This is a genomic window from Anaerotignum lactatifermentans (assembly GCF_014982935.1).
Taxonomy (GTDB): Bacteria; Bacillota; Clostridia; order Lachnospirales; family Anaerotignaceae; genus Anaerotignum; species Anaerotignum lactatifermentans.
Map to the genome: position 1 here is coordinate 1 of NZ_JADCKK010000021.1, position 26,734 is coordinate 26,734.

Here is a 26,734-nt window from a genome sequence, read left to right on the forward strand (position 1 = left end):
GCAGGAAATGGCAGCAGATGGGGCAGCAAGTCCACAAGTACGAGAATCTGCTCAACAGAAAGTTTCATGCAGACAGACCTAACAGTAAATGGGTAACGGATATTTCTTACATTCACACAAAGCAAGGCATACTGTATCTGTCTATGATTCGGGATCTCTATGACAACAGCATCGTTGCCTATAAGACCGGCACAGAGCAGACAGTCAACCTGGTATTGGATACAATTCGCCTGGCTATGCACAGGGAGAAAAAGACAGTCGCTGGGGAGTTGCAGCTCCACAGCGACCAAGGATTTCAGTATACCTCACAAGCGTACTTTAACCTGATTAAATCTTATGACATTACGCCCTCCATGTCAAGACGAGCAAACCCGTATGACAACGCTATGGCAGAAAATTTTTTCTCCATTCTCAAGGCAGAGTGTATCTACCGCCATAAACCAGCTTCATTCTGTGAAGCCAACGAGATGATTGACCGTTATATTTATTTTTACAACCATGAGCGCATCCAGTTAAAAACCGGAGAGCCGCCGCTTACGCGACGCCTCTCCACTTAAAACTTCATATTTTCCTACATAGAGGCCTTTTTGTGCTGTCCGCACAATCTGGACCTGTTCATTGGACAGAAAGCCTTTTTCTTTTTTCAATTATTTTTTGAAAGGTTTGTATTCCACATCCAGACCAAAATGTTTGGGACCGAAGCATGCCAGACCTTCCGGTGTTGTCCAGATTTCAGGAGAAGGCAGTGCCAGAACTGTCATTTTCTGACCGATACCGAAATTGGGAGATGTGAGAGGATTGCCGTCTTCGCCAATCATGCAGATCAGATCAGGTGCAACCACATCTACTTCACCATTGCGGTAAGAAATGATATTTTCATTCTTCAGCCAGATTTTGTACTGTTCACCTGCATATTCCCCTTCGCCTGCCAGATGGATTTCACCGAAGTTGAAACCATCTCTTGTTTCCCAAGGGAAATCTGTGACTGCGCCTTTGAACAGGATTTTACCTTCTTTTGCGTCAGCAATGGCTTCTGCCACGTCTGCACCTTTTTCTTTTGCTTCTCTCAGGATCTGACCGATTTCCTGAGCATAAGTGATCATATCAGGAATCAGGGATTCTTTGATGACTTTGCCCACGTTGGCATGGTCTGCAACGCCAACCATGTTGTCGCTGGCAACAGCAATGGCTCTGACGATGTCTTCCGCTCTCAGGTCATTCTGTACATTCTGGATAACGATCTTTTCACCGAAACGAGTTGCCACACCCATAGGATAAATGGGCACGCCTTTTACATAGTATGTAGAATGCTGCAATTCAGGTACAGATCTGCCGGCAGGGTCAGCATCCAGCAGAGGCACGCCTTTTTCCAGTGCTGCATGAAGGGCTTCTGCTGTGTTTGCCCCGCCCAGTTCTGTGGAACCTACGGCATAGATTTTTTTACCCAATGCTTCTTCCAGCGCTTCCATTGCCAGAACAGAAGGAACCACTTCGGAAACTTCCAAATCTTTGAATTTAGGGTTCAAACCAGTTGCAGAAGGTGCGCCGCAGCCATAAGGTGTTACCACATATTCATCATCGGGCAGTTCATCCAGACTGATGAGCTGCAGCACTTCGTCATTGTCAAAATGCTTCTGCATCATTGCCAGACCTTCTTCCAGAGGACCGCCGCCGCCAGTGCCCAGTACGGCACAGCCGTACAAAATATCTATCATATCCTGTTTTTTCAATTCTCTCATGTTGCTACATCCTTTCTTTTTTTACTGTTCACAAATGCCGTCTCTTGAAGTGGAAGGCATGAATTTTTCTAAGATAAGATAAACGATTCCGCCGATGATAATACCGGAGAATTCAACTTTTACAAGGAAATATGCACAAAGTGCACCGATGAACCAGGAGATCACACCGCACCAGTTCACGCCATCTACAGGTCTGAAATTCTCTTTTTTGCCCTTGCCTACAATCCAGTAATCGGCAATGATGACGCCGCCAATGGGGCAAACCACATAAGACAGCAGACTCAGGACACCTTCAATATGGGACAGAACGCCCAGGTTGCACAGCACAATACCCAGAATACCAGCTACGAGAGTGGCTTCCCGTCTTTTATTATCTTTCAGTTTGAACGCCATAACGATGTTCAGACCTCCGCTGTAAGCATTGGTGGAGTTGGTTGTCCAGGTGGAAATAATCATAGCCGCAATGCCAAAGAGAGGCAGTCCAACGTTAATCAATACCATACTGATGTCATATTCCCCGGAAATCTTTGTCAGAAGGATCCCCATAATCAGTGTAATCACACCCATAGGGAATACACCGTAGAATACAGATTTCACTGTATCTTTTCTGCTCTTCTGGAATCTGGTATAGTCCGCTGCGTTAATAGTCCCTACTGCTGTAAAGTTAAAGGACAATGCCACACCACTCATAAAACTCATGGTCTGTACAGTTTCTGTTTCCAGACCCTGTCTGCCGTAAATCTTGAATGCCAGATACAAACCAAAAAGCATAATAATCATCAACAGTGGAATGGAAATCTTGTCCAGTTTTTCCAATGCTGACATACCATAAACAGCAGTGAGCAGCATAATAAGACCCCAAACAGTATTGGATACCACAACGGGAACGTGAATCCCCGTCATTGCCTGCAAACCATTGGTAAAGGCTTCCCCACAGACACCATTCTGGATACCAAACCAGCCGATTAAATTTACGGCAAAAATGATGCTGACAATAAATCTTGCACCTTTCTTCCCGAAACCGGCTTCACATGCTGTGCAGGAAGGAACGCCAAGGTCACAGCCCATCATACCTGTGATAACCATGCCGATGACCACCACCAGATAGCCCAAAGAGCCGGAAATGATAGCCGACCAGATTGGCATAGCCTCTGCCAACATTGCACCCAGCAAAAACGCCGGTACGCAGACACAAATACCTGCCTGCACAAATGCCAGAGAAACCCAATCTTTTCGCTGTTCAGCGGGAATCACCTGCAATGCGGTGGTTTCTTTCTGATTTTCTTTTATTTTTTTGTCTTTCGTGATTGTTTCTTTTTCCATAGCCCTCTTTTGTCTGATTCCTTTCTTTGTTTTTCTATATGTTATCATGTTCTCATTCATTTGACTTTGTGCACGCAGGAAAAAACACCGCATATTTTTTATGCAAATGCACAAAAAAAGGTTGTTGTCCTTGCTGTTTCATAGTATAATAACAGAAAATTTTTGTGCAAGGAGTATTTTTATGAGTATCACCATTCGAGATTGTCTGAACCTGCCCTCTTTCAGTTTCGGAAATGTTGTGGCAGGCAAAAACGGTCTGGATAAAATCGTATCCTCCGTTTCTGTCATGGAGTTTTTCTCCCTTTCCGACTTTGATGTATTCACACCAAACGAATTGATTATTTCCGCTTTCTATGCCATCAAAGATGATGTGGAAAAGCAATGTGAAGCCCTGAAAGAACTAGCGGACACCGGTGCCATTGCGCTGGTGCTGTTTTACGTGGGTGCCGTCATACCGGAAATTGATGAAAAAGTCATCAATCTGGCAGATAAGCTGGAACTGCCCCTCATTGAGCTGCGTTCCGAAAATTATTCCATCAAATACAGCGACATCATCACCGATGTAATGACTGCCATCATACAAGACCAAAACGCCTCTCAGGACTTTATCGACACCACCAAAAAACGGCTGGAACAGCTGCCTTTTGAAGTCCGCACCATGGAAAACCTGCTGAACATCATTTCCAACCATTATAAATGCAATCTGCTGCTGACTGGTGCTTCCCAGCTTTATTTCCAGTCACAATATCGCCCCACCTATATCAGCGGCGATTCTGACTTTTTCTATGAACAATTTCATAATGCGCCCACAGGCTATTGGGAGAAAACGTTGATGGTACAGGACAAAACCGTACATATCTACAAAATGGACTTTTCCTACGCCTCCAACATCCGCATGACAATGTATGCTTCCTGTCACAACACGGTTTTGGACGAAAGTATCCTGCATAATATGTGCACCTGTACCCTGTTCTTCTCTACCCTCTGGGGATACTCTCTGGATTTGTCATCGCCGGAAACACTGCTTTCTCTGATCTTCAAAACAGAAACCGGTGCCGCAAACCGTTATCTTAATGCAGCAGGCATCCCCTTCTCCCGCATTGCCAACCTCATCATCGTTTCTCCCGGCAGCGGCGATATTCAGGAACTAAAGGCACACCTGCTGGCATTATTCTATGATTACAAAAAATACTTTCTGGAAGATATCATCGATAACCAGATTGTCATTCTTTCGGCTTTTGACCTGACAAACAGCATGGATGCAGCCCTTTTTGAGGAATTGTGGCGCTTTACAGATAAATTTGACCCCAAAGCCACATTCTTTATGAATGAAGGCAGCAAAGACATTGCCGCTCTGAAAAGAACCTATATGGATTTCCGCAAAAGCCTGCCCGCATTATACAAGATTTTCCAAAACCGCAGAAACTGGGATACCCATGACATCATGCTTTCTCAGGAAATCATCGCACTGGCAGAAACGGAAAACAAGCGTACCAAATATCTTTCCAATCTGGCTGAAATACTGAAGCAAGACAGTGATGACCTGCTGACCACATTAGGGGTCTACATGATTGACTGCGACAGCAAGCTGAATCTCACTGCCCAGACTCTTTTCCTTCATCGCAATACCGTCACATACCGTCTGAATAAAGTCCGGCAGCTGACCAACACAAACTTTACACTGATGCCTGCCGCCTACGATTTTTATATGGCTTTGGCATTATGGCGATATCAAAAAATGGATGGCTGATAAAAAGAAAACACCTCATACCTGAAACAAAAGGTATATGAGGTGTTTTTTCTTTGAGAAATACTAACGCAAAGGATATTTTACTGCTTCCTGGATGCCGTCTGCGATTGCCTGAGCTACTTGATCCTGATAAGCGGGATTGGAAATCTTCAGGGCATCCCCTGTATTTGTAATGAAAATCACTTCCACAATGACTGATGGAACTGTGGTTCTATTCAAAATCAATACATCCGTCCAGAGTTTTGCCCCGCGGTTGGTATTGCCTGTGGCAGAAACCACTTTTCCCTGCAAAATCTCTGCCAACTGCTTGCTGGTCAGCCTTGCCCCATTGTCATTGGCATGAACCTGATATAGAGTTTCTGTACCGTTTGCTGTTTCCGGACCAGAATTCATGTGAATAGAAACCATTAGGTCGGCAATGTCATTGGCTGTTTTCGCCCTTGTACTATTTTCTGGATAAACATCGCTATCTCTGGTCATATAAACCTTGATGCCGCTGCCCTGCAATTTCTGGGCAATCTTTTGGGCAATGGTCAAATTCAGATTTTTTTCCTGCATACCGTTTCCGCTGGTGCCCGGGTCTTTGCCCCCATGCCCTGCATCCAGCAGCAAAACTTTGTCATAGACTTCTTTGGGATTTTTCACACGGATAGCATAGCTGTCCCCTTCATCAGTCACTTCATATGCACTGATGCGGTTCTGCTTGAAACGGAATGTGGTATTGCCGCCTTTTGTAGATACTTCAATATTTTCCACCACCGTTCCTTTCACATCATATGTACCATAGCCGTAATCGCTTTCATAATCTCCTGGTAATGTCACATCAAAATATCCATCCAGATAATGATCTTCAAACTTGACGCTTCCCGTATCTATTTTTTCTTTTTTGTCCAGATAAAGCACATTGGCATTTTTATCATAACGCATGTTTTTCAATGTCGTCGGATAGATTTCCAGAATCAGGTTCTGGTTTTCTTCCCGATAGCTGTACTGCACCAGATCTTCTACCGCCAATACCAATTCTACCGTATTCCCCTTAGACGTATCCACCTTTCCATCCAAGACATACTGGAGTTCATCCGTATTGATTTTGTCACTCAAATTGGACTGGCAATTGGGGATGGTCACAATAATCTTCTGAGGATCAGCCGTCATAGCAACACTGGCTCCGAAAGAGCCTGTCCCACCGATGGTGATGATGTCTTTATTCTGGCTGTGGACAGCGGAAATCTTGTCCACCGTTGTTTTGCCAAAAGAAATGGTGATATTTTTCTTGTCCGCACTCTGTGTGACTTCATAGTCCTTTTTCCCGCTCAAATCAAATACCACCCGAGTAAAGGAATCACCATTATTTTCATGGGTTGCAGTGCGAATCCCTGTAACGATATCGCTGTTTGTTTTTGTGATTTCACTAGGAAGGCTGCTTTTTGCACCATAAAAATCCAAAACGATTTTCTGGTCGTCTACAAAAGTCTTTTCATACCGTCCCATTGGTCCATCTGCCTGAATGGTGAATGTCTGGTCTGCATCTTTTGCAGATGGTGTCTGGATGCCCGTCAATGTGCCTGCTGTTGTCTGTCCGCTTTCCGGTGCTTTTGGCTCATCCTTTACGACAGTATCACCGCTCTGAATGGAAACAATTCTGTTGGGGTCATCCCATTTGATATTCAAATGCAAAGCATCTGCCAATGCCCGGACAGGCAGCATGGTTCTGTCATTGACGATAGTTGCCGGAACATCCATGGTGAATTCCTTTCCGTTTTCATACCCTGTTTTGCTGTCTACGGTAAAAACAATGATGTCACTGCCCCGCATGACATAAATCTGTTTTGCAGCTTCGTTCCAATTGACTTCACACCCCAGCTCCTGGGCAATCTGCCGCATGGGAAGCATGGTTCTGCCGTCAATGATGACCGCAGGCATGTCCTTGGGAACCATTGCTTTTCCGTCGATCTCTATTTTCACTTCCTTTGCCGCATAGGCATGGTGTTTGCCGTTATAAAATAAGTCCATTTGCACCTGTTCACCATAAACCGTTGTTGCGCCCAATAACCCCAGCGCAAGGGTTGTAAGCAGAAGTTTTCTCCAATTCATTGTCGCACATCCTTTGCTTTTTCCTGTGTTTTCATAAATGCCCTATCTGCATTTTACCATCTTCCAGACACAGAGAAAACAAAAATGAAAATTGTTAAGATTTTCTTTAAAATTTTTATGAGAATAGGAAAAAAGCGGTAAAATACAAGGAAAAAAAGCACCTCTAAAAATGATGGAAATCCAGAAGTTTCTTGCGTTTTTCTTAACTTTATATACAGTCAAAACAAATTGTGATATGTTGAATAAAAAAGGCGATATGTCAGACAATGATTTTTATAAAATTCATTTGCAGCATCATTGATACAAGGAATCAAGGGGGCATTTCCATGAAGAAAAAGATTCGGATTTATTCCAGTTTGGTTGCATTGACATTTCTTAGCACTTCCATCCTTTGCGCCTGCACCAACACTGATACATCTACCGCAGCAAAAACGGATCAAAGCCGATTCTATTTTCATGCGGCAGAAAAGGCAACCGACAACAAAAGAATAAATTTTTATATTGATAGCGACAACAATCTTTGGGCATGGGATTCTGTTTATCCAGATTACCCTTATATTGGTAATGCCTTTCTGCCGCCAACGGAACCAGAACCCATCATGAAAAATATCAAGGAGGTGGTTCCCACCGGTATGTATAATGATTTATTTTATGTATTGGATACAGACAATTCTCTATGGGAACTGCCTACGGATATGAACCCCTCTATCCCAAAGAAAAAACTGCTGGATGATGTGGCAGTTCCAAATATGGAACATGCCATCACTGCCAATGGGGACTTATATGTCTGGGGTGATCAAACCAGATATATTTCAGGAATGGTTGGTCTAACGAAAGAGGAAATGAAAACACCAAGGTGTATCGTGAAACAAGCCGCATTTACAGATTTAGATACCAGTACCAGCTTTGCCATAGATCAGGATGGTTATTTGTGGTCTTGGGGTGAATGCCAGTATGGGGAATTGGGTCAGGGAGAAGCATCCATCAGAAGTTCATCACCAACGATCATCGCTGATCATGTGGCAAAATTCTATCGCAGCTATGACCGTGGCGAATCTACCATGTACGCACTGAAAACAGACGGGACTTTATGGGCATGGGGATATAACCAATACGGCGCTGTGGGAAATGGCACAACAGAAACGGTATCAACGCCCACCAAAGTTCTGGATCATGTAAAAACATTTACCTGCACCGCTTGTCCTAGCAATGGTGCTTTCGATACATATACCAATGCCTTTGCCCTGCGGGAGGATGACAGTCTTTGGGCATGGGGATACTATGACGAGGGTAATCTAGGAAACGGTACCACCGAATCTGTACTATCTCCCGTAAAAATCTTAGATGATGTAGCAGAAATTGAAACAGACGTCAACATGTACACCAACCTTTCTTTCGCCATCAAAAAAGACGGCAGTTTATGGGGCTGGGGTTATAACCGATTTGGACAGCTTTGCACCGGAAATTCAGAACCCGTACTTTTTCCCGTAAAAATTGCAGATGATGTCAAAGAGTATTGCCCCTTTTATGCAACACTGTATTTCGTAAAACAGGACAACACCCTTTGGGGCAGCGGATTCAACATTTCTTCTTTTTCCAACGATCAGCCGGAGCTTACACCGCCCGTTCTGTTGCAAGAAAATGCTGACCACATCCAGACCATTGACGATACGGTCTTTTCCTTTGGCACAGATGGCAGTCTGTCTATCTGCGGCTATCATGATGTCGTTCGGATCAATGACGGGTTTGATTCTCCCTATGAAATCGATCGCAGAAAAATCCTTGACAACGTTGCATGGATCGACGGCGAACGCGGAGATATCTTTGCCATGACAAATGATGGAAAACTCATGAATTTCTCCGTTGTAACTGTCTATGACGGCAAAGTCAAGCCAACAAAACCGGCGGAAATTCCACTGCCATTGACCTGACAAATAACAGCAATTTATTGAAAGCCCCCTTCTCTGTGCAGAAAAGGGGGGCTTTTTTCTATATTTTTTCTTAGCATTAACTTTCAGATGGGATCTGTCTGCCTTCATGGTCTACAGTATATTCACCAGTATGTATGATTTCAGAAACAGGCACAATGTCATATCCTTTTTCTTTCAATCCTTTCAAAATGGTATCCAATGCTTGAGGCGTATACTTTGCATCGTTGTGGAATAACAGAATAGAACCGTTTCCTAAATGCTTATGATTCAGAACTTGGTTAATTTCCGCTTCGACACCCTGTTCTTTCCAGTCTAGACTATCCACACATGAAACAAAAATACTTATTGAATTCCCGACATTCTTTCATAGACTATCAGTATCCCATATCCTTGATATCTGTCTTCATCCGTTCTGCCCAGCTGTCGTATCTTCTCATGGATTCCTTCCACAGTTTCCCTTCGATACTTTCCGGCGCAGACTGCATTCCGCTTCCTGCCATTTTCTGCTGCACTTTCATCAGGACCTCTTTACTCTGATCATAGTCTTCACTGACTCTTCTTTTAGCTTTCATGGCATACATTCTGGCGCATTCTTCCATTCCATCTTCTTTTGCTTTTTTCGCTGCATCCACATAATATGCTGCGTCTTTCAGGTCATCATCCAGCACATACATAGCATCTTTTAACGCTTGGTACATATCCATTTTTTCCATCTTACAGTCCTCCTTTTACCCCTGCAATCTCTTGATACAGTTTTTCCACATCGTTTGCATCAAACAGGATGCCTGCCACTTCGACTTTTCCTTCTTTTTGCACTTCTTGCTTGGCTACCTCATACAGTTTATCCAGTTCGATTCCCTCTGCATCTTTAATGCCGATAGTTTCCAGCATTGGATGTTCCAGATATTTTTCCGCTACGCTGTCAATCCCTACTGCCAGCATGATTCTAATACCTACACCCTTTGCTCCATGCAGTTGTGGTGACAATTCTTTATCCACATATCTCTGGATTCCCATTTTGATTTCCTGTTTTGTTGCTTTCATACTGATTCCTCCATTTTAGAAAAGGGGCTTTTCGCCCCCTTTCTTATGCTGTCTGTGTTGTTGTAGATGCCGCAGGTGTTGTCGGTGCTGTCCAACTGTTATATCTAGGCATAACTTCAGGGCAGATATTTTCTGTAGGCATTACCAGTTTACCCGGTACAAATGTTGCGTTTACATAGCAGTACAGGTTCTGATCCCCTGCGGTTCTGCGTTCTGCTTCCAGCGCAATAGCACCTTCCAGCTCTTTTTTCACGCAGTGCAGATCCTTTTCATTGATGATCTGCTGCATTTCCATTTCTTTTTTGATGCATTCTACCTGTTCATTCAGTTTTGCCAGGGCATTACCTGTTTCGATCAGAGCGCCTGTAGTATCTTTCACTACCTGTTTGATTCTGTCATCTTCTTCTCTGAAAAGAGTATACATTTCTCTCTGGCTCTGTGCTGTCTGCTGTTCTGTGAAACGCTCTGCTCTTTCCTGCGCCAGAGCTGCTTCCAGTGCGGATACTGTACCGCCACAGCCGGGATTGCAGTTTCTGTTCCAACCATTCCAGCCGTTATTGCATCCACCAAAAAGATTTCCTGCATTGAGCATACCGCCTGCCAGTGCGCCTACGCTGCCAATGATACCTGTTGTCAGTGCCGCTGTCCCTACGCCTTTACTTGCAAATTCTGCCATTGTCCATTCCTCCTTTGAATGTATGTATGTTTTTTATACATACAAATGTTATCCCGAAACAACAGACAGAACTTTCTGCATTTTTGTTAAATTTCTTTGATTTTTCTTTTGATTTCTCGTATAGCTACACTTATTGTGGATTCGCTGTAATGTAAATCCATAGCAACAGAAACGATGGTTGCAGATTCATTTCTTTTGAATTTCAGAAATACCGCTTCTTCTCGTTCTGTCAAACCTGCTTTTTCTAAAATCCAATCTCTTTGGATGTTCGTATACTTATGAAATCTCTTTAACTCCAAATCCTCACGCCCGTTCCAGAATTGGTGTTGCCCCCTTGAATGATACCTTGTAACCTGTCTGTTCTGCGAAGTCCCGAATGGTGACGCAGTTTGTTACATTTCCATTTTCGTCAATGACTTTTACGCCCATCATTTCCACTTCTTTTCCATTCAGAATGACTTTGATTTTCTCCATTTGATACCCTTCTTCCTGATACTTCACGCCAAAATGCAGGCACACGCCCCTGCAGATTGCCTTTGCCACCTTTTTTCTGTAAGCATCACTTTTCAGCAGCTCCGCTTCCTGCGGATTCGTCATAAATCCACATTCCATCAAAACCGCAGACATTTTCGTTTTTCTCAAAATGCCCAGACTGTTTCCAGATTCTTTGATTCCTCTATCCTTTAGCCCAGTTGCCTTGATAACTTCCGACTGGATTTTCTGCGCCGCATCCAGTGTATCTTTGTCATTTTTGGAGTAAATCCAGCTTTCCACGCCGTTTGCGTCATTCCATCCGCTTCCAAAAGCGTTGGCATGAATGCTGATATACAGATCAGCTCCGGCGTCATTTGCCCTCTTTGCCCGCACAGACAGTGGTGTGTCTGTATCTTCCGGCGCTGTCTGCAGTACGGAAAATCCGCAGCGTTCCAGTTCGTCTTGCAAATAATTCACCGTTGCTTTGTTAAATTCATTCTCTTTCATGACACTGCCATTTGCAAAAGGCGGGGTACGTTTCCCCGCCGTGTCTGCACCATGACCGTCACCGATAGCAATCAGATACATGGTTCAACCTTCTTTCTTTTCATCCTTCAGACCTGCGCTTGTGGGTTCGACGAAAACCCCCAGCACTGCCAGTGCCGCCGTACCCAGCAGGAAAGGATTTTTCACCACATCCAGCGCTGCACTACAAAGCGCATCCCAGCTAGTGAACATGGACGGTTCCATGCCCGTAGCCGTCAGGATAACGCCGCCGATGCCAACCCAAAACCAAGGATTTTTGAATCTGTCTTTATTCATTAAGCTCACCCCTTTACATATCAACAAATTCAGACCAACAATGTGCTTCATCCCTTGTGCCATCTTCATTGAATCTGTTTCGTACGACATGGACTTTCAGCTTTCTGTCATAGCCCACAATCAGCGTTTCTGTGTATGTATCGTGCTTTCCTTCTGGAATGCTTGTATCATCCTCATGTGTCAGTCTTTCAGACCAAATCACATGACTGGTGCTGGTGCTGTTGGATGTATAACCAAGAAGCACCATGGGCGCTACCCAGTAACCATGGATATTCAGCCACATACCATTGATTCTCATATATTCCGGCAGACGTGCATCGTCTTTTGCTTTGTGATACATTTTTACATAGGCTTCCTCTTTGGAATACTTGACTTCTGTACCATCCTTCATTTTTTCATGCCAGTATCCCTCTGTATCCAGCCATACTTCATGCCCAATGGTAGCAGCAGAAACGCCTTTGGCCCTTTCCAGCCATTCCTTTGTGATACCGCTTTTCAATTCATTCTGTTTCATGTTTCCTCATCCTTTCTGTTCTCATCTACTCTTTTCTATCAAAACACCTATGTGTTATGACCTTATTTTGCGATACTTTCAACCGCCTTTTTGTTCAGGTAGTCTTTCTGTTCGTTCTTAACTTCTTTTGCGAAATCCAATGCTTCCTGAAACTTTTCATTTTTTTCTAAATCGTGGTGTTCTTTGATGGCGTCTGCCAATGCCAGACACAGGCTCATGCAGGCAGTATTTCCACGGATGGATAACAGCCACATTTCCTCTCTTGCGGTTTCTTTCTCCATCCTTTTTTTCTCGTTTGTTTGCAACTGCAGCTTAAACGCCGTATCTTTTCTGTTCAGGATCGCCGCCAAAATCACCATACAAGCAGGTGCAATCAGGATTTCCACTAATTCCTTGATATCCATAACACTCACCCCTCGTATAACTGAAATGACGCAGGCACATTATGTGGCGCCCACTGCAGTGATGTTATGGGGTTTGCGTAACAAAGATAGACTTTGCCATCTTCCCAATCCCTTACCTTCATACCGACGTCTACATCCATATTCAATGCGCCCGGAAATACGCCTTTTGCATCAGGAATCGGACGCACTGCATAGTTGTTTGTGGCTTTATCCGGTGCGTATTCTGAAATTTTCTGTATAGCTGTTCGTGCCTGATAACCAATACCCTGATACAGCCAAAGGCTTTTCGCTGCCGCATTCTTTCCATCTGGTTCCCAGTCTTTCCAACTTCCGGCAAACGTGCCTGCCGTTGCTGGTACATCTTTTCCGGCAGCAGCAATGGCTTCTGTCATTTCTGCACCGCAGGCTTTCAGTTCCCGGATATTCTGTAAAACAATTTCTTTATTTTCCAAAATCTCACTCATCCGAACCCCACCTCCTTGGTAACATCATCATAAAATTCCTGCAGATCGGCTGTATCACCGCCGGAAGAACCACCGGACATGATATACTGCTTTTCGTCCTCACTGATTGTTTCAGCAGTGACCATCTGTGAAAGCTGTTCCTCTGTGATTTCGCCTTTCTTGTATTTCCCTTTGTAGTATCCCAGAAAAAGTTCTGCTCCTGATTTCATACGATCAGCCCCCGTTTCACAAGTTCCTCCATGACCATGTCCGCTCCTTCCTGCCGGACTTCGTCTTGACTTTTGATTACAGTTGCATAGATTTTTTCGTCCATTGTCAGTTCTGGTTCTGGGATTGGCTCATATTCCACACGAAGTGACTGCATGTCCTCATTGACATAAAATACTGCTTGATAACCTCCTTTGCTCTCTGTTTTTGGTAAATCGCCATCAATCCATATAGTTGTTTCATTCAATCGGATTAGGGCTTCTTCTTTGCTCTGATGTACGTTAAACCATATTACTTTTTTTGTATTCAAATCATGGCATACTATCATAATAACCCCTACTTTCTACTTCATCATAATAAAACTTAACATCTTTTACCGTACCACCTTCTCGTGATGCTGAAAATATCACTGCATATAATTGGTCTTTTACAACATATGGATGAAATATTGATGTTTTGTAGTTTGTACTATCAACTTCACCAATCATACAATTAACATAGGTTTGACCAAATGTAAGGCTACCCCTAGTTGTATCCCCTTTTACAGGAAGATTCTCAATTGAAGACCGGTGTGTTGTGTCACTATACACAGCATCAAAAAAATTTAAGTATGTTTGTGCATCTGAGCCATTCAATCCAGATTTAGAAGTAACTTTTGCCCTAACAAATCCCGTTTTAGAAAATCTAACATAACCTAAAAATATACGTTCCGCAGTATTACCATCTATGCTAAATTCTTCATTGTCCAATACTGTTATCTTTAAATTATCCGATGGAACTAATATGATACTATCGCTACCCGTAAGTTTTAATACCTTTGCTAATTTTCCAAACAGCGTTTCATCCTCTAGTGTATCCCCACTTGTCCCAATCTTCCCATCAATCCCCGTTACCTTCGTCAGCACTTCTGCCAGCTTTTCCAGCAGCACTTTTTTCAACTGTGCCAGCCGTCCAAACAATGTTGGCTGTGTGTCGGCGTCTGCTTCTTCACCTATTTTGTTTTTGATGTCCACCACATTGGCTGCCAGCTCCGGGTCTGTTTCCAGTGATTTCATTTTTGTATCAATGGTTTGGAAATTCTCATTCAGTTTTTCCACATCTGCCATATCATCCAGATCTGGCAGATTCAAATCAAAATTTTCTGTAAACTTCACCCCAGTTTCCCTCCTTTATCTCTGCCCATGTTTTCGCCTGCGCCCATTCCCATGTATAGGCTTTCAGGTCACGCCAGCTATGGGTTCGGTACACAAATTCAAAACCAATATGGGCAGGTTTGATTTTTTCAATGGTGGCGGTGATGCTTTCGATGTATTTCGGCACCCCAAAAATCTGTGTAAATGAAATGATGATTTTCCCACCAATGAACTGCACATCTACGGCTCCATTGTCCCATGCTTCCGCCACATCCTGAATCATTTCGATGGTGAATTTTTTCCCCTTTGCCGCCAGCCAGTTTGACTGTACGTTCTGGCGTCTTTCCGCAATATCCGCATCTTTCGGCGGTATGATGCCCAGATATCCTTCAATGAGTTTCACGCCCGTTTCTGTCATGGTGTCAAAAAACTCCTGTTTTTCCGCTTCTTCCAGCCGTTCCAGCACGCCTTCCACTGTCAGCCCTGCCGCATTGTATAATGCTCTGACAAAATCGTCTTTTTGGTACAGCTTGTTATTATGCTGCACCATTCTTTCTCCCGCTTCATTCACTGAACATCACCGTCCCTAATGTCGCTACTTCTCTTTCTCCAACTGGGATATTGGCTGTACCGTCATTGATGGTCAGGTTCTGATAATCAATTACGCCCGGTGTGGTAAAAATGATGTTCGCCAATGCCGCATAGCTGATATATGCCACCTGAAAAGCTTTCTCTTTCAATTCTTCTGTGATTGCCTGTTTGATGGCTTCCTGCACATCAGACAGTTCATACCCTTCCAACAGAACCAGCGTAGCTGTCAGGTTCAATTCTTTTTTCGTGGCAGTGGTAACGGTACAGTATGCCCCTGCAGGTGCCTGTCCTTCCCCTCTGCCGCTGCTGTCTGGGTCGATGTATTTCTGCACCGCCTGAATCAGCTCTGTGGACGCTGGCTGCCCGTCATTGCCAATGATGCAGACCTCCACGGTATTTTCTCCAAACGCCAGCGCAAAACATTTTGCTTCCCCTACGCCTGCCACTTCCTTTGCCCACAGTTCATAGTGGGCTTTGTTGCCGCTCACAATGGGCTTTTGCAACTCATCATAGAATCTTTTTTTCAGTTCTTCATCGCTTTCCTGCCGATACCCGTTTCTGGTAGGCGCTTCATTAGTCACTGCTGTGATGCCTGCGATTGTGACAGGAATCTTTGTGATGCTTCCTGCACCCACGTTTCCGCTTTCTCCGGCGATGACTGCCTGAATGGGTATCTTTCCACTGTCTACCACATTTGCTTCCTGCGTGGTCTTGTATTGGATATTATCTGGTGTAGAAAACAGGCTGCCCAGCGGCACCAGCCCTTTTCCTGTTACGGTCACTTCCCCAACAGCAAACACAGCCGGACGCCGTTTGATGCCTGTCAGCTGATACACACGCCTTGTCAGTTCATCACCGGACAAGTTTTCGATGTCCAGTTTCGCTTCGATCTCATCAGCTCTCTTGTATAAATCAGCCGCTTCAATGGCAAATGCCGCCGTCAGGTCGTACATGGGAAATCCCACTGTTTTTGCATAGGAATCAGGGATATTCCCCAGCATTTTTTCCAGAATGACTTGTGGATCATACGTTGACATCTACTGTCACCCCCTCCCCGGTATAAAGAATTGCTGTAAAATAGATGTTCAGCCTGTCGTTTTCCGCTGCCGCCGAAAAATTGATGATATTTGAAATACATCTGGAAAGCACCACATTTTCTCTGATCTGTCGCTGGATTTCGCTATATATGAAACCTTTTGGCAGTGCCTTATACCCGATGATTTTATCTGTTTCTATTCCAAAGCCTGTTTCAAAATACACCGGATGCCGCTCCGGCAGTGTTCGACACATCAATTCCAGCCACTGTTTGACCGCTTCTTCCTGCGTTACTTCCTCGGCTTTTCCGTTTGTAAACACAAAAGCCTTTTTTTCATAATCAAACTTGATACTTCTCCCAACTTCCTGCACAGGCACCATTTTTGACGCCGCCTGCTGCGCCTGTTCAATGGTTCTTTCATCAATGGGAAACATGGCGCTTCCCCCTTTCATTCCAAAATAGCCACGGTCAAAAACTCCTGCACGCCTAATACAGCTATGGTTTTGCCGATATAATCCCGTCTGTCTTCATCCTGCAGCATCTTTCGCTTGATATCGTCAGATACCCGAAGGTTATCTCCTTCTTCAAAGGTTATCTGCCCATCGCTGGCATTGCAGATTAACGGCTCCTGCTGTTGGATGGTGGCATAGTACAATGTCAAACCGTTCTTTGCTTTTTTGTTTCTTTCTTTCAGTGCTTTTGCCAACTGTACAAATTCATCATCCATCAAACCACCTCTGTTTTCATAATGTCCATGCTCATGGTGTGACCTGCGCCGAATGTATGGGTGACATTTTTCACCAGATACACACCCGATACCTCAAACTTATCAGAGGAAAACAACAGCAGCACACCTGCTTCCACTGCTTCCGATCCCAGCATATTGGACACATTTCTGGTTTTCTTGACCGTGTTGTTTTCTCTCAATTTGTTTTCCGCAACCGTTTGCGGATTTTGCTCATCACCGGACTGTTTCACCACATCCAGCATCCGCCCGAATTTCGCTATGCTGGCAGCGTCTTCTGCCGTTGCAAGAATTTTAATGGTTTCGTTATCCTCCGATACCACCTGCACAGCGTTTCGCAGTTCTGCTATGCTGTCACTACCACCCACGCTGCCCAAAGCATATGTGATGTCCAGCGTATTCCCTGTTTCAAATTTATGATAGGCGTATGTAATTTTGGTCGGATACTCATAAATATTGAGCTTTCCGCCTTTGACACGCCAGAAATAGTTCTTTCCCTGTTCTGCCGTCACTTGTTCCAGAATATCTTCTAGGATTTCCGAACAGCTTTCCTCTGCGTAAATCTTTTTGATCTGTGTTGGCATACTGGGCATAGTTCCCAGTGGAATACCAGCCTTTTCACATAACTTTGAAATGGCTGTGTTCGCATCCGTTTTTACCTGCAGAATGACATCGTTGTTTTTGAGATAAAAACCATAATCATAAGCTGTCATTTCTCCGGCAATGCCCCGCTCCACGATGATTCCAGAAAACAATGTCTTTGTTTCGCCGATCAGGTCGATTTTATCCCCCACGTCCAATTTCGGCAAACTGTTATACAGGTATCTGTCCTGCGGATTGACTGGTATATTCCACTTCAATTCCATGGTCACGCTGTCCAGATTGTCCGACAGGCTGATACTGCCGCAAAAATCCGTGATATCTGTTGTCCGGTTCCATACCATCCTAACCATTGATGCCACCTGCTCTCACGAATACATATTCTGTCATGTCCAGCGTATAGTCCACATCGCCGTTTTTCCGGTATTTGTATGTAAAATTGTCAATGCTGACCGCCATGTTCAGCACTTCCCGGTCGTTGTTGTCAGAAATTACGATTCGTGCCGGAATACGCTGTGTTTTGATGGATTTGAAAAAATCAATATAGGCTTGTGGGTTGACATCTGCGTATGGCGACATCCATGGATAGCGTTTGGAAGGGAAGAAAGAGGAAAGGGACATGGTACGCAATTCTTTATTGCCGATCATGCGGATATTTACCGTCAATCCCTGAAATGTATCGTTTCCCTGTGCTTCCGCAATTTCAAATTCCGGTGCCGCAGGCATGACCATAATTTCTGCATTGTTGTTGATACTGAAAACGATTTCCATATTCTTCCCCCTTTCTTACGCTACATCCAGCGCTTCTTTGATTCTCTTTGCAATAATGCGTCCGGTTTCGTCTGGATCACTGCCGCCGTTTACATTGACATTGATGTTATATACTCTGTTTCCCATCATCTGCTTTGTTTTGGTGTGTGGGAAAACCTTTGTGCCTGATGGCAGCTGTACCAGTTCCCCTCTGCCGCCCTCATTGATGCGGCTGATACCACCACGGAAATATGGTGTACCTGTTGCATAAGATGGTGCTGCAGCGCCCGGCGCTGTCATTTTATCCCAAAGCCAACTTACACTAGATGCAGCACCTTTTGCCAATGAACCAATGACTGGGATATTTTGGACTTTTTGCCATAGTTCATCTAATTTATTTCCAATCCAGTCAAGCGCTTCACCCGCCTTTGTTTTGACCGTATCAAATGCGCCTACGACTGCATCTCTGATTCCTCCGAATACCGACTTAATATTTTCCCAAAGTGACGCTGCCGCTGCTTTGACTTCGTCCCAATGCATCGCCAGTGCTACACCTGCAGCTATCAACAGCCCTATCCCCACTATCAACAGCCCAAGTGGGTTCATTGTCATTGCTAGGTTTAACGCCGTTTGTGCTGCCTTTACCGCCGTTGCTACGGTTTGATATGCTTTCCATAAGCCGATTACTGTTGACAATACATTAAACGCTACCAGTGCCCCTACAAGCCCACTAAGTACAGGTATTAGCCATCCCGCGTTATCTTTCGCCCACTTGAAAGCATTGCTGATTTTATCCACGGCGGTAGCAGCCTTTTCTGCTGCCGATTCAATGGTTCCGTCGTTTTGCCACCTTGTCAGCGTATCCGCAAATTCAGACAATTTTGTTTTGACCTTGTCCAATGCGCTGCCTTGTCGCACGCTGCCATCGTCCATGATACCGATGATTTTTGCCAGGCTGTTTTTGGTTACGCCAGTTACCGTCGACCATATACCTTTTGTGGTTCCTGCCAGTTTTTCCATCCCTCCGGCAAAACGTTGGTTCATGATCTGCACCAAATCATCCATATTGTCCACGCCTTTGATGCCGAACTCCTTCATGCGTTCCCACTCTCCGGCTTGTGCATCAATAATGGCTTCTGTTGCCTGCATGATGTCTTTCCCAGTTGCACCTGCCATATTGCCGGCATAGGTCAGCCATTTTTTACTATCCATGCCCATAGCTTCCAGCATGGCTGTTGCTTCTACCAGTTCGCCACCTTCAAATGGTGTTTTATTCGCCATGGCAATGGCATTTTTCATCAGCTCTGCGGCTTTTTCTGTACTGCCTGTGGCTGTTTCCAATTGGGCTTTGTATGTTTCCAAATCAAACGCTTCTTTAAATCCCATGGCGGCTCCTGCTGCCCCCATAGCTGCAGTAAATTTTGCCGCATTTTTTACAGCACCCGTAAATGCGTTATTGATGGAACGCCCCCATTTATTGATCTGGTTCTGTCCCAGTTTCATTTCTTGCCTAGCTTTTCTGATTTCTTTTGTTGTTCCTGCCAGCGGTTTTGAAAATCTATCTTTCAGGCTTAACAGGATATTAACCTTTTTTGTTGATGCCATCTTTTAACCTCCCTTCTGCTTCTTCCCATGCTTCTCCTTCCACTTCCATGGATGCAATGTAGAATATCTGTTCCATGAAGGTCAGGCTTTCCAGTTCCCGGAGGCTGTGTCCTTTTTGTATGTAATAGTGAAACAGGGCGGCGTCCCCGCCGCCCCGTATCAGTTTTTTACATCATCGACAGGATTTTTTGTACCCTCTTCTTCTGCCAGACCGTACATATCCAGAATTTTTTTTGCTGCTTTCTCAATCAGCCCCATGTTGCTGTCAAATACTTTTTCCACTGCATCCAGAGGTTCTACACAGCCGTATGCTGCCTGCAGTTCCTTCTCATGCAGTACTTGACAATGGTCATATACCAACTTCATTTCTGCCTGAAATCTGTCATTTGTAGTTTCTGTTTCCATGTCCAGTGTCTTTGCAACCGTTCGCAGGTCTTTTTTCGTTGCCTGAATGGTATTCCCTTCCTGGTCAATGACAACCATTCTCACCTGTAACTTATCTGCTTTGCTCTGGGTAGCTCTTGCCACCAATTCTTCCAGATTTAATTTTGCCATATCTTTTTTCCCTCCATCAGATCATGTCGATATAGTTGAAATCAGCAAATTTGTACGGCACTTCCATTTCCAAAATTGCCTTGTTTTCAAATTTCAGCAGCATCAGTTCATCAATGGTTACTTCCAGAAATTCCACACGTTCTGCGCCCAATGCTGTTGGGTCTTCCAGTTTTCCCACAAATTTGATATCAGGTAAAATGCCTGTGCGGATGCCTTCTGCAATCTTTTTTGCAATTTTGGAATCTACTTTATGTAATACGATTGTTCCTTCTCCGGTATATCCCATATACCGCTGATGTGTTCCCAGATCACCTGCGAAATTGACTTCCTCGTATGTCATTGATACTTTTGCTTCAAAACTTTTTGTTTCAGCCAAAAGTTCTCCATCCATCCATAGCCTTCCATAAGTCCCACGGATGATGTTATTTGTATTTACTTTATCCACACTCTTTCCCCCCTTTATTCATCAGTTTGACATCAAAATTAAAGTTACCTTTTTCTAAATCTTTCAGTGCATCTATACTTGTTTTCGATACCTCTTGAAACTTTGGCATTCTTACTCTTATTTTTAACTCTTTTATTTGTCCTAACAATTCTCCATTTCTCCACAATGCACCACAAATCTCAAAGTTACTATCATTGATATCTTTTTTCTCCATACACTCCATCCTTATGCCAGTGTGATATTGAATGTCAGATTTTCCATGGCGTCCAGAATCTTCACATTCCCTGCCAGATTGACGTTATCCCGGAAAGTCATATTTTTCACTTTCTGCTCTGTCCAGTCTGCCGCTTCTGGTGCGCCAGTAGAAATCCACTGCTCTCTCTGGGCTTCAACGTCAACGCCTGCTACGTTGTTAAAATTGGGGTCAAGCACACTCTCCGCCGCAAGCTGTCGGAAATAACTGTTTACTGCGGAAATGAACAGCACCTGATTGTCATAACTGTTTTTGTATTTCCCGCAGTAGTAGTCCGCGAATGTCTGTCCGATGTCCTCCTGGATCATGTCCATTGCTTCCACCACTGTGATTTTCTGCATGTCTTCTGTTGCATCCTCTCCCAGTGTTTTCAGGCTGTTGACTGCCGTTCCAGCTCTTACGTCTGCACCATCATTCCAGAGTACAAATTCTCCTTTTCCCACGGCTGCATCCAGTTCTTCCGGCTCCGTTACACTTTCAAGCTCTTGGAAAATGCTATATGTTGCAGACCTTGTGAACGGCAGCCCTGCCAGCAATCCACAGATGCGGGCTGTATAGCTTGCTACCGGATATGCTGCCGTTTCTTCCTTGAACTTGATTCCTTCATTTGCAAAGTTCACAACGTGCATATCATCCGTTGTGGTTGCCTTATATACAACCGCTTTCCGCTTCTTCCGTTTATTCTTTGCATTGATTTCTTTGATGTACGCTGCCACTTTGTCCTGTTCCCCACTGGTTCCATTGAGATAGCAAAGCCAGTTGTAATCAATGCTTTTCAGCAGGTCTGCCGCATTATCAAATGTGTTCTCTGCTGTCAGCTTTACTGTATATACGGTGTTCGGCAGTCCAATAAACGCACCCAGAATGGCTTTATAGTTCTCTGCTGTATATTCTTCTTTTTTCACTTCTGAAGAAAAACTGTATTTATTTACTGTGTTTTCCCCTTCTGTCGCATCGTTCATCACGATGCAAACAACACCTCTTTCACTTCTCTGAATGGCTGAAACAGCCATTTTTCGGAAAATGACTTCGATGTTTGGCATAGTCTGTGCCATCCATCATCCCTCCTTTTCATATCCTTTGATTCTGTCATTGAGTACTTCCATCAATTCCCCTTCCGGTTCTGTATATGGATGCACCATATCCACATTGACGGTAACTTTCAGCGTCATGTCTTTCCTGTCCAGTGCATAGTCCTGTTCTTCTGTCGGTATCATGTACCCATCTGGAAATGTCACTCTGTCCACGCTCAACAGTTCCTGTATTCTCTGCATGATGCCGTACAAATCGGCATATCCGCTGTACCTGTTTGGCGAAAAATAGTAGATTTCCAAATCAAAATTATCATGCGGATATAGTCCAATCCGGTCATGCGTGATATTTTCTGTCTGGATGATAAACGCCGGACGCGGGAAATCTTCTTCAATATCCTTATCAATGACAGGAATGTCAAATTCAGATTCCAAAATATCCGTGAAACCTGCCACGGCTGTTCCAATATCCGCCATTAACTCAACCCCTTATCCAGCAGATCATCAATAAAATCCAGCACATCTTCTTCAAATTCTTCTGAAAAAAAGGCTTCGACCTTATCTTTTATCCGCTTCCCTTTGACCACTTTTCCTCCGGGTGTGCGATGTTCATAGTCTACGACGTTTTCATGCGGTGCCATGTGTACTCTGATCTGGTAGGCGTTTTCTGCTGGGTACAGGTAAGTCTCGCCACGCTTAACCATTTTTACCAGATTTCCTGTTCTGACTTTGTACCCTGTCCGCAGACCGCCTTTCACCTGCTTAGTCATCTTGCTTCCTTCTTTTCTCATAAAGGATTTTGATTCCTTCGACATGGTTTCATTTGCCAGCTTCAAAATATCTCTGTTTAGTTCGTCCAATTCCATATAGTCAAATCCATTCATCAAATCACCACCTCACAGAAGATTTCCAAAACCTCTCCTGTCAGATATGGGTCTAAAATATACAGTATCTCATATCGTTGACCGCCTGCCATGAACCACATCCCCGGTGTGATGCTGCTGTCATATCTGACTGTTATTTTATGTGTCGTGCGGGACAATGTGCTTTCTGCGGCTCTTCCGCTTAACAGGCTCCCTGTTTGTGGTTTCACTTCTGCCCACACATCTTTCACTTTTGTTTCTTCCCATTTTTTCTGCCCGATGCTGTTTTTTTCTTCTGTCTGGACGTGCTGCCACAGTTCGATTTTTCTGTTCAATCTTCCGGATATATTGTTCATGGCGTCCTCCTTACAGAAAATTTTTGTCGTGCAATTTCAAAATGGTGGTTGCTGTTGGATTTTCCTTGCCATTTGTGACGGTCATGCTGCGGTTATCGTACATATCCGCAACCAAAATATATACCACTATGATCAAGTCTTCGTGTTCGTCCATATACGCATCATCAATGGCATTTCTGCTTTTGATATAGCTTTTCGCCGCCGTCAAAGCATTCTGCAGAAACCTTTCGGTTTCTGCATCTGCTTGCGCCCGGCAATATTCCAGGCAATCTTTGACTGTAATTTCAGATACTTTCATAAGCTCTCATCCCTTACGCAGCTGCACCCATTTCCAGTACGGCAATGGCCTCTTCGTTTGTGATCGCACCATCTGCTTCCACAAACGCTTGGATACCAACTGCATACTGTGAAGCATATTTTTCCTGCAGAATCTGTGTTTCGATATCTTTTCCGATTTTCAGGGTGTATCCTTTCATGTCACCGTATGCCAGCACTTTTGTACTCGCAGCAAACTTTGGTGCATTTTCAGAAAGATGTACTTTTTTATTCAGCAGCATCCATCCACCGCCTGTCGCAAAATCCGGAATCATCAGATAGTTTCCATCTCCGTCTTTCAGCTTTCTGATTTCTCGGAATGTGCTTCTGTCCATGATCCAGACAGCATTTTCCTGATAAGGTTCTTTTACGCTCATCTGCACATCAATCAGCAGATCTGGCGTCATAGTTGCATCTGGTGCTGTCACTTTATTTTTTGCATTGGGAAAAATACCTTTCATATTTCCACTCTCTCCAGTCAATGCTTCTTTTTCAATCATTTCACGCAGACTTTTAACAATCTGGTTTACAACAAAACCTACGATATCAATATCTGTGTTGTTGATCAGCTTTTTGGAAACTTTAGCCAATGCACCGATGATATAGCTTTTCAGTGTGTATGACTTCAAATCTCCTGTTTTTTCCACCAGATCAGAAAACTCTTCAAGGTATGCCGCCGTGATTGCGCTGCTGGTTTCATCATAATATGGAACTACCAGTTCCCCATTGACGTTGTACAGGTCCGCCAGTTCAAAAATCGGGCATGTTTCTTTCACCTTTGTGATGATTCTGTCCACAATGGTTCTGGGCATGATGCTGTGATTGTCCCCCAGCTTCATCGCTCTTTCCTCCAATGCGTTCACATTTCCCCTGCAGTACTGCTCAAATGCTCTGATTTCTTCTTCCTCTGTCTTTTCTTCCTGTCCCTTCGGGTGATCCCCTGCTTCCTGTTTTGCTCTTTCTTCCGCTGCCTGAATGGTAGCATTCAAACCTTTCAGCTCTGTTTTGTACTTATCATACTCCTGCTGTTCGGTTTCAGTCATTGCTCTGACTTCTTCTTCGGCTTTGTCGATGATGGCTGTCATTTTTACCAGTACATCATTTCTCTTTTCCATCAATTCTTTCACTTTGCTCATGCTTATCTCTCCTTTTCTTAGCTCATCTGTTTTATTCTCTTTTTAGTATCTGCCTTTTTCCATGTCCAGCCATTTCCGCTTGTTTTCCAACCCCAAAAATGCCGGCGGCTCTTTCTTCTCAACATCTACCGTCATACCATCAAAACTTCTGGTTTCTACCAGCTCTGCTTTTTCTCCCCGCATTTCGTATGACGTACCTGCATATGCAGGTGTTCGTCCTACTAGTAATGATACTTCGTTCAGATAGATGTCTTTTAAAATACGGCGCTTGTAGTATTCGTCTGTGAATGTCCATTCATCATCTATGCAGCGGAATCCAAAGGACCAGCCGGTAATTTTCCCCGCTTCTGCCGCCTGCAGGACTTCTTCGTCTTGGAACTTAGCCACTGCATACAGCCCGATGTTATCCTCTTTCAACGTAAGAACACCGTCTTTTGTGCTGCCCATCACCCTGTCATGGTTCAATTTCAGGAAAATTTCTGGATTGTTATTGATCGCACGGGCAAACACTCCTTCCGCTACCTGCTCCACATACTTTGTGCCGTCCGGCAGCTCCAAAACCCTGCTGTCGCGGCAGATGGCATTGACATAGCCTGAAATGATGATTTCCTGCGCCCTCACTTCAACTTTCATCAATTTTCACACCCCCTTTCCCACTCGTTTTCATTGTGGCTGCCATATTCGGGATAAAAATTTCTTTTGTATCTGGGTCATACAATACATCCTGCAAGCCAAGCGTGATATGATTCAGCCCCAGTTTCTTCATGTTTTCCCTTTCTCTGATTTCATCAATTTGCATCCATCCGCCCTCTTTGCCTATTTTATAGACATTGAACCGCTTTTCCATTGTTCCCATCAGTGCGGTGTCTACGTCAAAATGAAAATATCTGTCCTTTTTTTCCCGTTCCAGCAGCAAATATTTATTCAATCCTTTCTCCAGTGCAGCCAAGATCGGAAGCACTGCTGTTTCAAATGTGTTGATCTCCTGCTCATCCGTTGCGGTACCGTTTAGGATTGCCGGGGAAATCCCAAAAAGATTGTTGATTTTTTCTGAATCATACTTTTTGTTTTCTACTACTTGCATTTCCTGCAAACTGCTTGACATTTCATTGAAATGCACACCCGCATTCAGTACCATGGTTGCTTCTTTTTGTCCACTATACACATCGGGCCATTTTGCTTTTAGTTCTTCAAAGGCTTCTTTGCTCAGTTTATCTTGGACTGTCAAAAATCCGGCTTTTCTGCCGTTTCTGTCCATTATTTTTTTCCCGAATAACACTTGTGTGTACGCCAGGAGTAGTTCTGATTTATTGGTTTGCAAGATTCCTTCCGCATTGACGCCATCATCACTTTGGCGCATGATACGGACAAGCTGATACTCTGGTATTTCCTTCCCTTGAATCCAATATCGTACCGTCCTATCCAGCACGTTGTCCGACCATGTTTTCTGTACCTGCTCCGGCGGCACATATACCAATTCCGTGATGGTATTCCCCACCATTTTCTTGTACGCATAGCAAACACCATGCAGCAGATAGTCTTTGACCATCATTTTTCGGAATAATACGCTATCAAAAAGATTTGATGGTTCCTCATTCAGCAGGTGCACCCGGTTGTCATTTTCCACTTTTCTGATGCCGTCTTTTTCTTTGCTGTAAAGATACACAGGGGCAAGTGCTACTTTATTTCCGATATACTCCACCGACGCCGCCACTGCCGGAATTTCCATGGCTTTTGCTTCGGTCATTTCATTTCCCGCCAAAATGTCTGACAGATATTCCATAGTCAGCATCCGTGTTTCTCCCATTTCCGCATCATTTGCGGATTTGCTGTTTTTTTTGAAAATATCTAAAAATCCCATGCTTTTTCCTCACCCCC

The 26,734-nt window shown here is 44.1% G+C and carries 36 protein-coding genes; 3 read left to right on the forward strand and 33 right to left on the reverse strand.

Features of this window, described 5'->3' with window-relative positions; all coding sequences use genetic code 11:
- A partial coding sequence (locus tag INF29_RS07020; protein ID WP_193485535.1) for an IS3 family transposase occupies positions 1–557 on the forward strand: 557 nt, incomplete at its 5' end.
- A 90-nt stretch (positions 558–647) separates the two neighbouring features.
- Here the strand turns inward: INF29_RS07020 and INF29_RS07025 are convergent.
- The gene (locus INF29_RS07025; RefSeq protein WP_193485537.1) at positions 648–1,739 is read right to left on the reverse strand and encodes a DUF917 domain-containing protein; all 1,092 of its coding nucleotides are present in this window, start codon (positions 1,737–1,739) and stop codon (positions 648–650) included.
- Between the two features lie 21 nt (positions 1,740–1,760).
- Positions 1,761–3,062 (reverse strand): cytosine permease, encoded by a 1,302-nt coding sequence (locus tag INF29_RS07030; protein WP_193485540.1) that lies wholly within the window; start codon positions 3,060–3,062, stop codon positions 1,761–1,763.
- 181 nt (positions 3,063–3,243) lie between these two features.
- Between INF29_RS07030 and INF29_RS07035 the strand changes: the two genes are divergently transcribed.
- Positions 3,244–4,812, forward strand: a complete 1,569-nt coding sequence (locus INF29_RS07035; protein ID WP_193485542.1) for a PucR family transcriptional regulator — start codon at positions 3,244–3,246, stop codon at positions 4,810–4,812.
- Positions 4,813–4,875: 63 nt separating this feature from the next.
- Here INF29_RS07035 and INF29_RS07040 read toward each other — a convergent pair whose 3' ends face one another.
- On the reverse strand, positions 4,876–6,906 hold the full coding sequence (locus INF29_RS07040) for an N-acetylmuramoyl-L-alanine amidase family protein (RefSeq protein WP_193485544.1): 2,031 nt from the start codon (positions 6,904–6,906) through the stop codon (positions 4,876–4,878).
- Between the two features lie 326 nt (positions 6,907–7,232).
- Here INF29_RS07040 and INF29_RS07045 point away from each other — a divergent pair, with 326 nt between their 5' ends.
- Positions 7,233–8,837, forward strand: a complete 1,605-nt coding sequence (locus INF29_RS07045) for an RCC1 domain-containing protein (protein ID WP_193485546.1) — start codon at positions 7,233–7,235, stop codon at positions 8,835–8,837.
- Positions 8,838–9,211: 374 nt separating this feature from the next.
- Here INF29_RS07045 and INF29_RS07050 read toward each other — a convergent pair whose 3' ends face one another.
- The 30 genes from INF29_RS07050 to INF29_RS07195 form a co-directional block, all read right to left on the reverse strand.
- Positions 9,212–9,550: a hypothetical protein gene (locus tag INF29_RS07050; RefSeq protein WP_193485548.1), complete on the reverse strand. Its 339-nt coding sequence runs from the start codon at positions 9,548–9,550 to the stop codon at positions 9,212–9,214.
- 1 nt (position 9,551) lies between these two features.
- The gene (locus INF29_RS07055) at positions 9,552–9,881 is read right to left on the reverse strand and encodes a hypothetical protein (protein WP_193485550.1); all 330 of its coding nucleotides are present in this window, start codon (positions 9,879–9,881) and stop codon (positions 9,552–9,554) included.
- Positions 9,882–9,924: 43 nt separating this feature from the next.
- Positions 9,925–10,557, reverse strand: a complete 633-nt coding sequence (locus INF29_RS07060; protein WP_193485552.1) for a hypothetical protein — start codon at positions 10,555–10,557, stop codon at positions 9,925–9,927.
- 86 nt (positions 10,558–10,643) lie between these two features.
- Positions 10,644–10,856, reverse strand: coding sequence for a hypothetical protein (locus INF29_RS07065; protein ID WP_193485554.1), 213 nt, complete (start codon positions 10,854–10,856; stop codon positions 10,644–10,646).
- 4 nt (positions 10,857–10,860) lie between these two features.
- Positions 10,861–11,619, reverse strand: coding sequence for an N-acetylmuramoyl-L-alanine amidase family protein (locus INF29_RS07070; RefSeq protein ID WP_193485556.1), 759 nt, complete (start codon positions 11,617–11,619; stop codon positions 10,861–10,863).
- 3 nt (positions 11,620–11,622) lie between these two features.
- Positions 11,623–11,853 carry a phage holin gene (locus INF29_RS07075; RefSeq protein ID WP_193485558.1) on the reverse strand — a complete coding sequence of 77 codons (231 nt, stop codon included), beginning with the start codon at positions 11,851–11,853 and terminating at the stop codon, positions 11,623–11,625.
- Positions 11,854–11,866: 13 nt separating this feature from the next.
- Positions 11,867–12,367, reverse strand: a complete 501-nt coding sequence (locus tag INF29_RS07080; RefSeq protein WP_193485560.1) for a hypothetical protein — start codon at positions 12,365–12,367, stop codon at positions 11,867–11,869.
- Positions 12,368–12,429: 62 nt separating this feature from the next.
- On the reverse strand, positions 12,430–12,771 hold the full coding sequence (locus INF29_RS07085) for a hypothetical protein (protein ID WP_193485562.1): 342 nt from the start codon (positions 12,769–12,771) through the stop codon (positions 12,430–12,432).
- Positions 12,772–12,776: 5 nt separating this feature from the next.
- Complete coding sequence (locus tag INF29_RS07090; protein WP_193485564.1) at positions 12,777–13,235, reverse strand: hypothetical protein; 459 nt, start codon at positions 13,233–13,235, stop codon at positions 12,777–12,779.
- Positions 13,232–13,444: a hypothetical protein gene (locus tag INF29_RS07095; protein ID WP_193485566.1), complete on the reverse strand. Its 213-nt coding sequence runs from the start codon at positions 13,442–13,444 to the stop codon at positions 13,232–13,234. Before INF29_RS07095 ends, INF29_RS07090 begins: the two co-directional genes overlap by 4 nt.
- Complete coding sequence (locus INF29_RS07100) at positions 13,441–13,770, reverse strand: hypothetical protein (protein ID WP_193485568.1); 330 nt, start codon at positions 13,768–13,770, stop codon at positions 13,441–13,443. Before INF29_RS07100 ends, INF29_RS07095 begins: the two co-directional genes overlap by 4 nt.
- Complete coding sequence (locus INF29_RS07105; RefSeq protein ID WP_193485570.1) at positions 13,754–14,596, reverse strand: hypothetical protein; 843 nt, start codon at positions 14,594–14,596, stop codon at positions 13,754–13,756. The genes INF29_RS07100 and INF29_RS07105 overlap by 17 nt, the downstream gene beginning before the upstream one ends.
- Positions 14,574–15,125, reverse strand: a complete 552-nt coding sequence (locus INF29_RS07110; RefSeq protein ID WP_193485572.1) for a putative phage tail protein — start codon at positions 15,123–15,125, stop codon at positions 14,574–14,576. Before INF29_RS07110 ends, INF29_RS07105 begins: the two co-directional genes overlap by 23 nt.
- 13 nt (positions 15,126–15,138) lie before the next feature.
- A complete protein-coding gene (locus INF29_RS07115; protein WP_193485574.1) occupies positions 15,139–16,203 on the reverse strand; it encodes a baseplate J/gp47 family protein in 1,065 nt (354 codons plus the stop codon).
- Positions 16,190–16,636, reverse strand: coding sequence for a DUF2634 domain-containing protein (locus INF29_RS07120; RefSeq protein ID WP_193485576.1), 447 nt, complete (start codon positions 16,634–16,636; stop codon positions 16,190–16,192). Before INF29_RS07120 ends, INF29_RS07115 begins: the two co-directional genes overlap by 14 nt.
- A gap of 14 nt (positions 16,637–16,650) precedes the next feature.
- A complete protein-coding gene (locus tag INF29_RS07125) occupies positions 16,651–16,929 on the reverse strand; it encodes a hypothetical protein (protein ID WP_193485578.1) in 279 nt (92 codons plus the stop codon).
- Complete coding sequence (locus tag INF29_RS07130) at positions 16,929–17,900, reverse strand: XkdQ/YqbQ family protein (RefSeq protein WP_193485580.1); 972 nt, start codon at positions 17,898–17,900, stop codon at positions 16,929–16,931. Before INF29_RS07130 ends, INF29_RS07125 begins: the two co-directional genes overlap by 1 nt.
- A complete protein-coding gene (locus INF29_RS07135) occupies positions 17,893–18,318 on the reverse strand; it encodes a phage portal protein (RefSeq protein WP_193485582.1) in 426 nt (141 codons plus the stop codon). Before INF29_RS07135 ends, INF29_RS07130 begins: the two co-directional genes overlap by 8 nt.
- Positions 18,319–18,333: 15 nt before the next feature.
- The gene (locus INF29_RS07140) at positions 18,334–19,902 is read right to left on the reverse strand and encodes a hypothetical protein (protein ID WP_193485584.1); all 1,569 of its coding nucleotides are present in this window, start codon (positions 19,900–19,902) and stop codon (positions 18,334–18,336) included.
- 159 nt (positions 19,903–20,061) lie between these two features.
- Positions 20,062–20,457 carry a phage portal protein gene (locus INF29_RS07145; RefSeq protein WP_193485586.1) on the reverse strand — a complete coding sequence of 132 codons (396 nt, stop codon included), beginning with the start codon at positions 20,455–20,457 and terminating at the stop codon, positions 20,062–20,064.
- 16 nt (positions 20,458–20,473) lie between these two features.
- Positions 20,474–20,902 (reverse strand): phage tail tube protein, encoded by a 429-nt coding sequence (locus tag INF29_RS07150; protein ID WP_193485588.1) that lies wholly within the window; start codon positions 20,900–20,902, stop codon positions 20,474–20,476.
- Positions 20,895–21,116, reverse strand: coding sequence for a hypothetical protein (locus tag INF29_RS07155; RefSeq protein WP_193485589.1), 222 nt, complete (start codon positions 21,114–21,116; stop codon positions 20,895–20,897). Before INF29_RS07155 ends, INF29_RS07150 begins: the two co-directional genes overlap by 8 nt.
- Before the next feature lie 11 nt (positions 21,117–21,127).
- A complete protein-coding gene (locus INF29_RS07160) occupies positions 21,128–22,210 on the reverse strand; it encodes a phage tail sheath C-terminal domain-containing protein (protein WP_193485590.1) in 1,083 nt (360 codons plus the stop codon).
- A gap of 3 nt (positions 22,211–22,213) precedes the next feature.
- A complete protein-coding gene (locus INF29_RS07165; RefSeq protein WP_193485592.1) occupies positions 22,214–22,663 on the reverse strand; it encodes a phage tail terminator family protein in 450 nt (149 codons plus the stop codon).
- Positions 22,663–23,070 carry a hypothetical protein gene (locus INF29_RS07170; protein WP_193485594.1) on the reverse strand — a complete coding sequence of 136 codons (408 nt, stop codon included), beginning with the start codon at positions 23,068–23,070 and terminating at the stop codon, positions 22,663–22,665. The genes INF29_RS07165 and INF29_RS07170 overlap by 1 nt, the downstream gene beginning before the upstream one ends.
- Positions 23,070–23,405 (reverse strand): phage head closure protein, encoded by a 336-nt coding sequence (locus tag INF29_RS07175; RefSeq protein ID WP_193485596.1) that lies wholly within the window; start codon positions 23,403–23,405, stop codon positions 23,070–23,072. The genes INF29_RS07170 and INF29_RS07175 overlap by 1 nt, the downstream gene beginning before the upstream one ends.
- Before the next feature lie 10 nt (positions 23,406–23,415).
- Positions 23,416–23,703: a head-tail connector protein gene (locus INF29_RS07180; protein ID WP_193485598.1), complete on the reverse strand. Its 288-nt coding sequence runs from the start codon at positions 23,701–23,703 to the stop codon at positions 23,416–23,418.
- Between the two features lie 13 nt (positions 23,704–23,716).
- Entirely contained in the window at positions 23,717–24,856 is a 1,140-nt protein-coding gene (locus tag INF29_RS07185; RefSeq protein WP_193485600.1) for a phage major capsid protein, read from the reverse strand.
- 42 nt (positions 24,857–24,898) lie between these two features.
- Positions 24,899–25,489, reverse strand: coding sequence for an HK97 family phage prohead protease (locus INF29_RS07190; RefSeq protein ID WP_243184121.1), 591 nt, complete (start codon positions 25,487–25,489; stop codon positions 24,899–24,901).
- Entirely contained in the window at positions 25,479–26,717 is a 1,239-nt protein-coding gene (locus INF29_RS07195; protein WP_193485604.1) for a phage portal protein, read from the reverse strand. Before INF29_RS07195 ends, INF29_RS07190 begins: the two co-directional genes overlap by 11 nt.
- Positions 26,718–26,734: the final 17 nt, after the last annotated feature.